11 protein-coding genes are annotated in these 13,820 nt (G+C 44.7%); 3 read left to right on the top strand and 8 right to left on the bottom strand.

Annotated features, from left to right (window positions below; translation table 11 throughout):
• Nucleotides 1–19: 19 nt before the first annotated feature.
• On the bottom strand, nt 20–790 hold the full coding sequence (locus tag BW716_RS24935; RefSeq protein ID WP_083727176.1) for an alpha/beta hydrolase: 771 nt from the start codon (nt 788–790) through the stop codon (nt 20–22).
• A 508-nt stretch (nt 791–1,298) separates the two neighbouring features.
• On the opposite strand from BW716_RS24935, the gene BW716_RS24930 reads away from it, so the two are divergent.
• Both BW716_RS24930 and BW716_RS36910 read left to right on the top strand, forming a co-directional pair.
• The gene (locus BW716_RS24930; RefSeq protein ID WP_083727162.1) at nt 1,299–2,657 is read left to right on the top strand and encodes a S9 family peptidase; all 1,359 of its coding nucleotides are present in this window, start codon (nt 1,299–1,301) and stop codon (nt 2,655–2,657) included.
• On the top strand, nt 2,639–2,797 hold the full coding sequence (locus tag BW716_RS36910) for a hypothetical protein (RefSeq protein WP_179091259.1): 159 nt from the start codon (nt 2,639–2,641) through the stop codon (nt 2,795–2,797). Before BW716_RS24930 ends, BW716_RS36910 begins: the two co-directional genes overlap by 19 nt.
• A gap of 3 nt (nt 2,798–2,800) precedes the next feature.
• Here BW716_RS36910 and BW716_RS24925 read toward each other — a convergent pair whose 3' ends face one another.
• The 7 genes from BW716_RS24925 to BW716_RS24895 form a co-directional block, all read right to left on the bottom strand.
• Nucleotides 2,801–3,208 carry a response regulator gene (locus BW716_RS24925; protein WP_179091258.1) on the bottom strand — a complete coding sequence of 136 codons (408 nt, stop codon included), beginning with the start codon at nt 3,206–3,208 and terminating at the stop codon, nt 2,801–2,803.
• A gap of 11 nt (nt 3,209–3,219) precedes the next feature.
• On the bottom strand, nt 3,220–4,851 hold the full coding sequence (locus BW716_RS24920) for an ATP-binding protein (protein WP_083727160.1): 1,632 nt from the start codon (nt 4,849–4,851) through the stop codon (nt 3,220–3,222).
• A 4-nt stretch (nt 4,852–4,855) separates the two neighbouring features.
• Nucleotides 4,856–5,863 (bottom strand): ATP-binding SpoIIE family protein phosphatase, encoded by a 1,008-nt coding sequence (locus tag BW716_RS24915; RefSeq protein ID WP_083727158.1) that lies wholly within the window; start codon nt 5,861–5,863, stop codon nt 4,856–4,858.
• Nucleotides 5,856–6,269: an anti-sigma regulatory factor gene (locus BW716_RS24910; RefSeq protein WP_083727156.1), complete on the bottom strand. Its 414-nt coding sequence runs from the start codon at nt 6,267–6,269 to the stop codon at nt 5,856–5,858. Before BW716_RS24910 ends, BW716_RS24915 begins: the two co-directional genes overlap by 8 nt.
• The gene (locus BW716_RS24905; protein ID WP_083727154.1) at nt 6,250–6,651 is read right to left on the bottom strand and encodes an STAS domain-containing protein; all 402 of its coding nucleotides are present in this window, start codon (nt 6,649–6,651) and stop codon (nt 6,250–6,252) included. The genes BW716_RS24910 and BW716_RS24905 overlap by 20 nt, the downstream gene beginning before the upstream one ends.
• Nucleotides 6,652–6,654: 3 nt before the next feature.
• Nucleotides 6,655–7,524, bottom strand: a complete 870-nt coding sequence (locus BW716_RS24900; protein WP_083727152.1) for an STAS domain-containing protein — start codon at nt 7,522–7,524, stop codon at nt 6,655–6,657.
• Between the two features lie 579 nt (nt 7,525–8,103).
• On the bottom strand, nt 8,104–10,278 hold the full coding sequence (locus BW716_RS24895) for a catalase (protein ID WP_083727150.1): 2,175 nt from the start codon (nt 10,276–10,278) through the stop codon (nt 8,104–8,106).
• Between the two features lie 323 nt (nt 10,279–10,601).
• Between BW716_RS24895 and BW716_RS24890 the strand changes: the two genes are divergently transcribed.
• Entirely contained in the window at nt 10,602–13,796 is a 3,195-nt protein-coding gene (locus tag BW716_RS24890; RefSeq protein ID WP_235643942.1) for a carboxypeptidase regulatory-like domain-containing protein, read from the top strand.
• Nucleotides 13,797–13,820 lie beyond the last annotated feature (24 nt).

The following is a 13,820-nucleotide window of genomic DNA, read 5'->3' as shown; positions in this document are numbered from 1 at the left end:
TTCATGAAGGTTTTTATTATTAGATATTTGCGTGAATCCATTGATATGCATATGTTGCCACTTCTTCCCATCCCGGTTCCCCGCAAATGAAATGCCCCCTGTGCGCAAATTCCCGGAATGTTGTAATACTCTTATCATCTGTATAAGCCTTCGCATTCTTCTTATTCAGTTCCGCAGGAATGATCTGGTCATCGCTGCCACCAATAAATAGTAAAGGGAAATGCGGCAGATCCAGGTCTACATGTCCGGCACGGCCCAGACAATCTCTCAATACATTCCGGCTGTCGTGCGTTGCAAAAGCTCGAAAGGCTGCATTAGCGCCTTCATCCGTCATTGTATTAGCAAATGATTCATGGAAGGATTGTTCGTCCATTATAAAAGGATGATCGCCTTTAAATGGATTGGCAATGAGTGTACTGTTTTTGAAAAATCCCCAGTCAAAAGTCTGCATGGCATTGGGGGCCACAGAATCGATACATACACCGCCTGCAATCAAATTTTTCTCTGATAGTAACTGTACAATCAGACCACCTACAGAATGACCGATAGCAACAGGTTTTTCCGCTAGTGTAGCAACTACCTTTTCCATTGCTTTAACAACGGTGTCGAGACTCAGTTCGCCAAGGCCTGCAGGTGGTTGCTCGCGTAATGATACAGGGTCGCCTTCATGCAACGGCCATGGAGGCGCTAAACAGGTGTAGCCTCTTTCAGTAAAGAAGTCTACCCAATGAGACCAGCTTTTAGGGTTTTGAAACATTCCATGGATAAATAATATCGTTTTAGATGCCATAAGTTTCATTTTATAACTAATAGTAATGACAAAAACCTTGCAGGTAGAGCGGTCTGATGAGAGAAGAGTGAATACTGTGAAAGAAATATGATTATATGGGTGAAGTATACATGGGGAGCCCTTCCGTGGCTGTAATTCCCATTATTCATTTTATTGTCTATCCTACTCCCGGTCAGGCTCCACGTTTTTGTTATAAAGAAGACCATTATGCCCCTTTTTATTGTTTTGACAGGCGCATATCGTCTGGCTGCCCAGGAAACCGAAATTCAATACCAATTGGGCATTTTATTGCACCGCAGGTGCCAATTCCGGCAAATGGATGACTATACCGGGAGCTTCAGGGATTCGGAAAATATGATGTAAAAACACCTGGATACCATTCACACGATCTGTATAAAAAGGACGCTTATTACAACTTACCCTGTATTTTGATTTTTCAGGCAAATAAAATATATTCGTTTGATTGACACTTAATTCACCGTTGTGACCACGTTATTAATGTTTTCCCATGATAAGATTGCTTTTCTGCCTGTTACTGGTACAATGTGCCTATGCACAGCAAAACTCTGACAGCGGGTATAAGAAACCCTTGCAGGATGTACTACTCGATATCCAGCACCGCTATGGTATTAAAATCCGATACACGGAGGCAGAGGTAGCCGGTAAGTATGTGACTTATGCGGACTGGCGGTATCGACCGGATGCAGAGGCGACGCTTGAGCGTGTACTCGCACCACTCGATCTGAAAGTAAGAAAGGAAAAGGATAAGCAATACCGCCTTACCAATTATGAATACTATCGCTGGCCTGTTGCCGATGGTTGGGCAGAGCTGGACCGGATCGCTTCGCAATATCATAACGAACAGGAATGGGAAAACAGGAAAGCAACACTACAACCCTGTATCTTACAGGCATTACAATTGTCTCCATTACCACCTAAACCTGCATCTGCACCGATCATTACTGCCGAAAGAAAGTTTGATGGATACACTGTACGTAACATTGCCATAGAAATACTGCCAGGTGTGTATATTAATGGTTCACTGTACGCACCTGCAAAAAGCAAAGGAAAGATTCCTGTGATCCTCAATCCCGACGGGCATTGGAAAGATCAGCGATACAGACCGGACTGTCAATATCGCTGTGCTGCCTTAGCACGCATGGGTGCTATGGCTTTCAGCTACGATCTATTTGCATGGGGTGAATCTCAGTTGCAATTTGAAGAAGCCGATCACCGTCGTAGTCTGGCCATGAGTGTACAGGCGCTTGGCACCATCAGGATACTCGATTATTTATTGTCTCTTAAAAATGCAGATACCAGTAGAGTCGGTATTACAGGTGGTTCAGGGGCAGGGAGTCATACGGTATTGATGACAGCTATTGATGACCGTATCAAAGTGAGTGCACCTGTAGTGGCCATCAGTTCTTATTTTTATGGTGGTTGCCCCTGCGAAAGTGGGATGCCCATACATGGTTGCGGGAATAGAACGGACAACGTAGAAATCGCTGCTATGGCAGCTCCCAGACCACAGTTGTTAGTCAGCGATGGCGGCGACTGGACAGATAAAATGCCCGAACACGACTTCCCTTACCTGCAAAAGATCTACGGCTACTACGGCCAGACCGGCAAAGTATCCAATGTACACCTGCCTGCAGAAGGCCATGACTTTGGTAGCAACAAGCGCAAAGCAGTATATGAATTTATGGCTAAATATCTACAACTTAATATTACCGCCGCAGACGAAACCAAAATAACTATTGAACAACCCGCCGCGATGTATGTGTTTGGAGAAAAAGGAGAAACACTCCCTGCGCATGCTATTCACGGATTTACGCAACTGGAAAAACTATGGAATGCGCCACGTTAAGACACTCAAAATGGCACAATACCTTGTACCAGGAGTTGAATGATAACGCCAAACCAGTTACGATAAAGTTGATACCTTATGTTGCCTGGGCAAATACGGGGAAGAGTGGTATGAGTGTGTGGCTGCCAGTGTTGGCATAACAATCAATCTGCCTGGCAGAAATTCAGAAACACCTGCGCTGTTTCCAGACTTTCTTTGACAGATACAGGTTTGGTAATATACGCATGTGCACCTAAGGTGACACATTTCGCTTTTTCAAAAGGATTAATAGAGGTAGAGTAGATGATAACAGGAATATTCCTGAAGCGGTCATCTGCCTTCAGGTTTGCCAGTGTCTGCGTACCGTTCATCTTTGGCATGTTCAGGTCCAGTACGATCAGACAAGGAACTATGTGTTCTGCGCTAAAGCGTGTGTCCAGCAATTGCAGGGCCTTTTCGCCACCTTCGGCAAACATCATCACATGATCAGCATTGATCATTTCCATGGCTTCTCTGATAATAGCCATATCTTCAGAGTCGTCGTCAATAACCAGTATTTTTCCACATTTCATAAGGTAAGCAATTAAATAATCGGATGTGTAGGCAAAGAAATGAAAAAGGTTGCACCTAATCCCTCTTCTGAGGTAGCCCATATTTTCCCCTGGTGCATTTCTACGATCTTCCTGCATATGGCCAGTCCCAATCCTGTGCCTTCATACGTTTGTCGTGTATGTAAGCGCTGAAAGAGGGTGAACATTTTAGGCAGGTACTTTTCATCAAATCCAATCCCGTTGTCCCTGAATATAAGTTCAATATGCCCGTTCTCCTGCTTGTAAGAAATATCTATCTGAGGAGCCAGGGCATCCTTGCTATACTTCAATGAATTGCTGATGATATTGCCAAACAGCTGCCGCATCATACGTTCGTCACAATAGAGTTTTGGCAGTGATTGAATATTGAGTGCGGCATTCTTTTCTTCAATCGCCATTTCCAGATCCTGGCAGGCATCTGTCGCTACCGTATTCAGGTCAACTTCCTGGAACTGAATCTGTTCTTTATTGATTTGTGAGAAGAGTAACAGGTCTTGAATCAATGATCGCATTCTGCGGGAAGCGCCCTGTATACTGTTCAGGAAATGCAGGCTTTTCTCATCAAAAGAAGCCTGGTATTTATTCAGCAGGTAGTCACTATAAAAGAGCAATTTACGTACCGGTTCCTGCAGATCATGAGAAGCTACAAAGGCAAATTGCTGTAGCTCCTGGTTACTGCGGTTCAGTTCTTCAATATACTGTTCCAGTGTATGCTGGTTATCTTTCAGTTTCTTTTCCGCCTGTTTTAATTCGTAGTTATCTTTCAGCGTTTCCTCTACCGTTTTCTGTGCATGGATGTCGACCATAAACCCGATACGGTAACTGGGCTCTTCCTTATCTCCATTGAGTGGTGACAGGGAGATCTGGTGCCAGAGGTAATCGCTGGTACTTTTGTTCATCAGCCTTGCCTGTATCTTGATGGTGGTTGCACCCCGTGTAATATCATTCTGCAACAGCAGACAGAAGGCGTCATAATCATCAGCATGCACGATGGTTTTCCATTTGCTGTTGTTGAGACTATTCAGGTTTTGACCTGTGTAGTGTAACAGCCAGTCATTGGCATAGAGCAATTGTCCGTGATCGTCGAGCGAGAAGATCATAAGGGGGAGTGAATTGGTAAGCACCTTGTACTGGTCTTCACTTTTCTGCACTTTTTCTGAAAGTTCCTGCAGCTGTTCATTCTTCCTTTTCAGTTCCTCGTAAGGGGAGATAGAAGGTTCATTGCGAAAGAGACTCCGCCACTCATCCAGCTTTTGTATATCTATACGGAAAGCAGGGGAGATGGTATAAAAGAGTTCGATGCTGGTCTCCGGACCATTAGTAGATACTTTATATTTATTAACCAGTTTTTTGGCATGTTCAAGACCTTCCCGGGCGTTGTTCTGTTGCTCATTTTTTAGACAGGCTACGATGAATTTTTCCCGCAGATCGCTTTCTACGCTTAGAATGAGACTACCTCTTTTGCCGCTGTCGATGGCGTTTCTTGACACCTCGGACACGGCAGTAGCAAAAGTTGTTTGTGCCGACAGGGAGAGACCGGCCAGTTCTGCCAGTTTCATAGAGCGCTTATGCGCAAGTATGAGATCCATTTCATTCTCAAGGGTCACCCGGGCAAGTTCGTGCATGAGATTACAAGTTTATTTTGCACGCCACTACCGACATATCGTCTGTGAGGCGGGCAAAGTCTTTAATGAGAGAAGCGCATAGAATAGAAAGATCGTAACGCATTATGGATGTATACTTTGAAGTCTCCCAACGCGTTTTGAGACCATCGCTTGACATCAGGATATACTGACCATCTTCGTAAGGAATTTCCTGGGCATTGAGGGTATTGGGAACATTGAGTCCAATGATACCGTTGTACGCCAGGTAGTTTTTGTTGCTTTCCGGATTGTACACTTTTGTGATAATATTACCCACTCCGCAGATGCGCCATTTCCTGGCGGCATGGTCAAAAACCGCGACAGTGCCTACCATTCCCCTTGTTCGTTTGACAGCTAAATTAATATACCTGATGATTTCTACGGGGTTGGTATGCGTGCATTCCATAAATGCTTCTCCGGCTACACGCATGGCTTTCGCCGCTTCGGGGCCATGGCCCAGACCATCTCCCAGGAATAATTTCACGTGGTTTTTGTCTACTATAGAGTACAAATTATCTCCGCTTTCAGTTTCGCCTGGTTTAGGGATGATTACGGATCTGATCTCTGTTTTAAAGGCTTTGACCGGTGGCTTATTGAATACCCTGATCAGGATGATGGTACCCCAGTTCTTATTAGAATAGATCTGGAATACATCGGAGAGCCTTTTCATGGCGCCCAGACCCTGCCCCAGTGTTTTTTTTGTAGATACGCCGTCTGCTACCATCCGGGTCACATCCGTCATACCGGGGCCGTTGTCAATACTGATCAGTTCTATGCCTTTTTCGCCGTTTTCCTGGATGAGTTTAGCTAGTACCTGGCCGCCACCTGCATGTTTGACCAGATTGGTCACTATTTCTGCCACAATAATATCGATCTCTGCAACCCGCTTTTCAGAAAGTCCGCCAGCGATTGCCATAGTATGGATTTCTTTTTTTAATATAGCAAAATAGCTTCGCTCAGATGCATTGAGCGCCAGGTGTATGTTTTTATCCATTCTTCCACTTAATAATTGAAACAGTTGTGCCTTCGCCGACTATACTTTTGATTTCAAATTCATTGACCAGTCGTTTGGTACCGGGTAGGCCAATCCCCAGGCTTTTGCCGGAGGAATAGCCATCTTGCATAGCTAGCGAAATATCTTTAATCCCCGGTCCTTTGTCGGTAAAGACAAGCCGGATTCCACTATCTCTGCCCTGGGTGAGTACCTCAATCAACACAATTCCACCATTGGCATATTTCAGCATATTGCGGACAAGTTCACTGGCGGCTGTGATCAGTTTGGTTTGGTTCACAAGACTCATTCCAATTTTCACCGCATACTCTTTTACACGATTCCTGAATGGAACCACATCCTGTTCTCTTTCGATTAGCATACGGTCCTTATTCAGTACTATCTTCATCGTCTTCTGTTAGGTCATCTTCATAATTACTAATTTTTCCCTTTAATAATTCCATTCCCTTTTCTACATTCAAAGCCGTATGTACGCCCTTGAGTTCCAGCCCAAGTTCAATCAGCGTAATAGCGACAGCCGGCTGCATACCTACAACAACGGTTTCGGCATCCATAATTTTGGACATAGAACCAATGTTGCCAAGAATACGGCCCATAAAAGAATCGACGATGGATAATGCGGAGATATCTATTAATACACCTTTCGCTTCGGTCTTATTTACCATTTGTACCAAATCTGTCTCCAGATTGGTCGCTAACCTGTCGTACAGATCTATCTGTATGGTCACCAGTAACAGGTTCCCCATACGAAGTATAGGAATACGATCCATATATTAAATAGCTGTTTTATTTGTGAATTCCAATTTTTTTACACTCAGTCTCAACATACCAAACGCCTGTTTGAGCGCACTGGCGAGTGTCGCCTTGGTAATAATATTGGAAAGATCGATACCCAGGTGAACCACTGTTTGTGCAATTTCAGGACGGATACCGCTAATAATACACTCTGCACCCATCAGGCGGGTCGCCGCAACAGTTTTGATCAGGTGCTGTGCTACCAGTGAGTCTACAGCAGCCACACCTGAAATATCCAATATGGCAATTGTACTGCCACTTTCCACAATTTCCTGCAGCAGGCTCTCCATTACTACCTGCGTACGGGAACTATCCAGGGTGCCAATAATAGGCAGGGCGAGAATGCCATCCCATATACGAATCACAGGAGTGGAGATTTCTGCGATCTCATCTGTCTGGCGCAGAATAACTTCTTCTCTTCCCTTGATAAAAGTTTCAAATGCAACCACACTGAGATAGTCCATCAGCTTACCTATTCTGATCACACCATCGACCAGGGTAGCCGGATCATCCTTCAAATCAGTGAGTAAAGTCGATAGCAGGGCATCTTTCAAACTAAAAATATAAACACCAGTTTCGGAAGGGGTAAATCCTTGTTGAGCACGGGAATGAGATACCCCGGCCAGGAGTTCATGAACGGGTTCAAATTCAGTAGATTCAAAATTGCTGAGATTTTTCTCAGATAATACTTTTAAAAGTGTGTCTAAGAGTTCAGTGGATTGTTCTCTAAGGTCTTCGTTACTCATTAGGTCTTCCCTAAGGCTGACGTTGGAAAGCTGGGCGTTCATCCAGTTTTCCATAATCTTTTTCTGCTTCTTTTGAAGCAGCTTCGCTATGTCTGTTGCCATTGTTGATGTTTAGAAATTTAATGTAGATATTATTTATAGCACTGCCAATCCTAATAGTTAACAGTTATAAGTTCGTTGCGGTGTCATTTTTATTTTGTTAGCGTAATTCATGTACATAGCAATAGGCATGCTAATTGATAAGGGAATTTTGGATTCCACACAAATAAAGAAAAAATCTCAGCAATAAATATTACAGAGCGGATCGCCTGTTTCTCCTTTTAATCATTTTGAGGATATTTGAATCCAGCCACCATACGGCAATTGAAGGAATACTGGCTGGCTGTAGCATATGCTATTTGGTATTACATTACAAACCCGATGTGGTGAAAAAAAATATTCCGGCAAATGCAATATTTGCAGACTGGTAGTACTGTGTTTCACCAGTATTGGGGAATTCATGTGTGGACCGGACTGCACAGTTTTATACGTTATTGGTACAATCGCCAGACTTTTATGGGCAAAATGCGACTTGGTCACAGCAATGGTTATAGGGTAGAAACCATCCAAAATAAGCTAAATAAGCGAACCCGGGTGCTAACACTTTTGCCCTGGGAAGGGGGGCTAGCACCCGGGAGTTGTTTAAGCGGGTACCTTTCTCGCTGTCTCTCTTTCCCAGAAGCGATGCTGCTGCACCGCTTTTATAAACTCGTCTGCCAGTGTTGCCGCATCGTCACCAATAATTAACCCTGCCGCCTTCTCTTTAATATAAGTCACCTTTAAAACAGGCTCCGCATCCGCATCAAACGCAATCGCTTTACAATGCCTCCATGCTTCATTCAGAAAATGAATCGCATCCGGTTCATCCTGCAAAGCAATCACATTATCTACTCCCCCCGGCACATACACTGCATCATATAACACAGATGCACTCGTCAGAAAACTCTTATCCACTTCGATCGCATCTCCTTCTGCTGTTTGAATGTACCCTTGCCTGGGCGCAATAATTTCTACTACCGCACCTGCTGCCATCAGCTTGTTCTTTACGGTATTTAGCGAAGTTGCACTCACCCCATCGGCTACCAGCACTGCAATCTGCCTGGTTAGAATACTATCTTTAATTGTATGCGCCATACTTAATGCTGCAGAGAATTTTACATCAGGCTCACGTATGATGCTGGCGTAGTGTTTGGGATTTCCATCAGCAGGCTTTCCTTCATTCACTACGGGTTCATCGGGCACCGGCATACCCAACGCAAAAGCTACTGCCGCCGCCAGTTTATCATTCACCTGCACCAATGTTCGCAACATCCTTTCACGTATCGCCTTCGTCTGTACTTTACCCAGTTCAAAACTCAATGCATCAATGATGTGATTCTTTTCATAGTCACTCTGACTATACCAGAATAACTTTGCCTGGCTAAAGTGATCCATAAAACTTTTGCTGCGTTGTCTGATCTTATTCGCATCTACTCTTTCAGGAAAAGAACTGAAACCACCATTTTTCATCATTGCCTGATAAGGACAACCACCTCCAACAGTGTTCGGACTATAATTCGCTTTCCCTTTATTAATGGTCTGGCGCATATGCCCATCCCGCTGATTGTTATATACAGGGACTATAGGTCTGTTAATCGGAATTTCATGAAAGTTAGGCCCTCCTAACCGGATCAGCTGTGTATCCGTGTAAGAAAACAGTCTTCCCTGCATCAATGGATCATCAGAGAAATCAATACCTGGTACAATGTTCCCCACATGAAATGCTACCTGTTCTGTTTCTGCAAAATAATTGTCCGGGTTGCGGTTCAATGTTAGTCGCCCTATCTTTTGTACCGGCACAGATTCTTCCGGGATGATCTTGGTAGGATCCAATATATCAAAGTCAAATTTGTGTTCATCTTCTTCTGCAATCACCTGTATGCCCAGTTCCCACTCAGGGTAGTTCCCGCTTTCAATAGCATTCCAGAGATCCCGGCGATGAAAATCAGGGTCCATACCAGAGATCTTCAGCGCTTCATTCCATGCTACAGCATGTACACCCAGTATAGGTTTCCAGTGGAACTTTACAAAGTGTGACTGACCTGCTTCGTTGATCAGGCGGAAGGTATGTACACCAAATCCTTCCATCATACGAAGGCTACGTGGAATAGCACGATCGCTCATCACCCACATCACCATATGTGTACTCTCCGGCATCAGGGAAATGAAATCCCAGAAAGTATCATGTGCCGTAGCCGCCTGTGGTATTTCATTGTCTGCCTCTGGTTTGGCCGCATGGATCAGGTCTGGAAATTTCATGGCATCCTGTATAAAGAACACAGGTATGTTATTGCCTACTAAATCAAAATTTCCCTCCTGTGTATAGAACTTTACGGCAAAGCCTCTTACATCGCGGGCCAGGTCAGAAGAACCTCTGCTGCCTGCAACCGTAGAGAAGCGGACGAATACGGGTGTTTCTCTGGAGGGGTCGTTTAAGAACCCTGCCTTAGTAATATCTGCCTGTGATTCGTATACCCGGAATACCCCATGGGCACCAACGCCGCGTGCATGTACCACACGTTCCGGAATGCGCTCATGATCGAAGTGTGTCATTTTCTCTCTGAAAATGAAGTCTTCCAGTAAAGAAGGTCCCCGGTCGCCTGCTTTGAGGGTATTCATATCATCATTGATCAGTGTGCCCTGGTTCGTATTCATGGTTTGATCTGTTGCATCGATGGTCTGTGGCTGTAGGTCGATGGTCTTGGCCGTTTCGGAAGATGCTGGCTGACCCGTATTGTCTTTTGGGGAGTTTTTCGCAAGTGGTTTTTTCTTCGTCATTTTATCAGATTTTAATTACTCTGCGCAACAAGGATGGTGCCTGAGCACATAACCGAATAGGGAGAAGGTTTCGCACTTTTATGCAGTGTTTACATAACTCTGCATAATGGGGTAGGAACATATACATGTTAAATAATTTTATGTATTTATTTTGAAGCTCTTGCCTGAATTTTTTGCAGAAAACCCGGTGGAATTGTGCAGTTTTTATGGTAAATTGTACAGTATGTTTATCCGAATGGTGCTGTAGTTGTTCTTTGAATGTTAGCCATTACTTACTCACCAATATCTTAAAGATGTATCAACCAAATCGCCACAAGCTCCTTTTGAGCTTATTAATTGCCTGTATTTCGTTAAGTAGTGTGTTTGCCCAGGTAACGACAGCCAGCCTGAGTGGTGTAGTAAAAACCGAGGCCGGGGAGGCTTTACCCGGTGCTACAGTACAGGTAACATGGTCAGACGCAGGTATCAACAAAGGATTGATTACCAAATCAGATGGAAGTTTTCTTGTGCCCAACCTCCGTGTGGGAGGTCCTTACACCGTAGTAGTGTCTTTTACCGGTTACGCGACTAAAACTGCTTCCGGGGTTTTCCTGAACCTGGGTCAAACGACCTCACTGGATCTGCGTCTTTCTGAAGCCGCAGGTACCCTCAGCGAAGTTGTAGTGAGTGGTCGCTCTACCATTTTTAATGACCAGCGCACGGGTGCATCTACAAATATTTCCAGCATCCAGATCCGTCAGCTGCCTACCATTTCCCGTTCGGCAGACGACTACCTGCGCCTTACACCATCTGCTTCTCCTACTTACAACGGAATTTCCTTTGCAGGCAGGAACGGGCAGTACAACAACTTCTCCCTGGATGGAGCGGTGTTCAATAACCCTTTCGGTCTGGATGCACCTACTCCCGGCGGGCAAACCAATGCCACGCCCATTTCTATCGATGCGATCGATCAGATCCAGATCAACATCGCACCTTATGATGTAACCCAGTCAGGGTTTACCGGCGCTGGTGTAAACACAGTGACCAAAAGCGGTAGCAACAAATTTAGTGGTACCGTCTACGCTTTCTATCGTAATGATGCATTGTCCGGCAACAAAATAGACGGACAGAAATTTTCTGTGCCTACACTGGAATCCTTTCAGGCAGGGTTTTCATTAGGTGGAGCTATCAAAAAGAACAAACTGTTTTATTTCGTCAACTTCGAATCCGAACAGCGCAAGGATGAAGCCAGTGCATATGTAGCACAAACTGCGGATAATGCCGGCGACATCACCACTTCCCGCGTACTGGCATCTGACCTGCAGGCGGTGAGTGACCTGCTGAGTTCAAAGTATGGTTATAACACAGGACCTTACGAACATTATAACCTGAAACGAAGCAACTATAAATGGCTGGCAAAAATTGACTGGGTGATCAATAATAAACATTCACTGGCATTTACTTATAATGGCCTGGATGGTTCCCAGGAAAAAACGGCTCACCCCAATGCCATCAACCGTCGCGGACCAGATGCCATTACCCTGCAATTTAGAAATTCAGGATATGAAATGGTCAATAAACTGCACTCATTCGGACTGGAATTGAAGTCGAACTTCAATGATACCTACGCCAATAAATTCAGGGCAGTTTATACCATCTTCAGAGATAACCGTAATCCATTCTCAACCCCTTTCCCTGCTTTGAATATTACGAAGTATGGCGTGCCTTATATCGTAGCAGGGTATGAGCCATTCTCAATTAATAATGTACTGAACCAGGATGCACTACAGCTGACAGATAACTTCAACATCATTCTGCCTAAGCATACCATCACCATTGGTGGTTCGTACGAGCAGTTCAAATTTGGGAACTCTTTCAACCTGACAGGGTTTGGATATACCCTCTTCTCAGGGGTAGACATCAATGACTTCCTCACCTCTGCTGCTGCTGGCGGGTACGATGCAAATGTATCTTATGCAAAGAACCGCGCAGCTGCTGATCAGTGGACCTGGTATTACCTCACTGTAGGGCAGGCTTCTGCTTATGCACAGGATGAATGGAACCCGGTATCCAACTTCAAATTAACCTATGGTGTACGCTTTGACAAGGCATTGTATTATCCGTCCAAAGCAAGCTATAAGAGCCCTAACGTCAATGCAGATGGCACCTTCGCAGGTACATTTGTAGAAGGTTCTCCCACAGTGGCGAATACAGATGATCTCACATTATTTGATGAAAACGGGAACCCCGTAAAGAATGGTCCCGGTCAGACAATTGATAATACCCGCATGCCCAGCGGTAAGGTCTTAGTCTCTCCAAGAGTAGGTTTCAACTGGGACATCAATGGTGATAAAACCGTACAGTTACGTGGTGGTACCGGTTTGTTTACCGGCCGTTTCCCCTTTGTATGGGTGGGTAACCAGATTGGTAATCCTTTCACCGGTTATTATGATGTGACAGCGCGCAACTTTAAGTGGCCACAGATCTGGCGTTCTAATATCGGGTTGGATTATAAATTACCAATCGGTACGATCCTGACAGGTGACCTGGCTTATTCAAAAGACCTGAACTCTATGATGGTAAGAGATTATGGTCTGGGTACCCCAACTGGTGTGTTGAACTCAGGCACAGGCGATACACGCGAAGTATACCAGGCAAGTGATAAAGGCAATACAGCTACCTATGTGTTTACCAATACAAAGATCGGTTATTCATTCAATGCTTCTTTCCAGGCGCAGCAAACATTTGGCGAAGGTTATTTCCTCATGTTAGGATATAACTATCTGATTGCAAAAGATGCAAGCTCAATCTCCGCAGAGATTTCCGGCGATGCATTTGACCGTAACCCGGTATTGGGCAATGCAAACAAGGCGAGAGAATCGAACTCCCTATATGGTAACACCCACCGTATCACATTGGCAGGAATCAAGAAGTTTGAATACAGCAAAGGAAAATATGCAACCACCATTTCCTTCTTTAGCAACTGGACAAGCGGCAACCGCTACTCCTATGTATATGGTGGCGATGTAAACAATGATGGTTCTGCAGCAAACGACCTCCTGTATGTGCCTACGCAGTCAGAGATCAGCAAAATGAATTTTGCAACATTGACAGATGCAAATGGTACGGTGCAGGATGCGGCAGCGCAGGGAGCAGCATTGGAAAGATTTATCCAGCAGGATAAATACCTTAGTTCACACAGAGGTCAGTATACCGGAAAATATGATGGTACCACGCCCTGGTTTAGTCAGCTGGACCTGCGTTTGTTACAGGATTTCAACTTTAAAGGGAAAGATCATACCAGCACCATTCAGGTGAGTCTGGACATCGTGAACCTCGGAAACCTGATCAGCAGTAAATGGGGATTGCGTAAATACGCCAGTACTACAGGTTACTACCAGCCATTGGCCTATACCGGCAAGGATACCGATGGCAAGGCAATTTACCAGTTTGACCCCGGACAAACACAGACCTTTACCACCAGTCCTGACCTGCCATCCAGATGGCAGATGCAGCTGGGGCTGAGATATATCTTTTAACTGATAAGGATTTGAATTGTAATG

The organism is [Flexibacter] sp. ATCC 35208, assembly GCF_001975825.1.
In the GTDB taxonomy this organism is placed as follows: domain Bacteria; phylum Bacteroidota; class Bacteroidia; order Chitinophagales; family Chitinophagaceae; genus Chitinophaga.
Note: the sequence above shows the minus strand (reverse complement) of the source record. Positions and strands in the feature narration are given on the sequence as shown.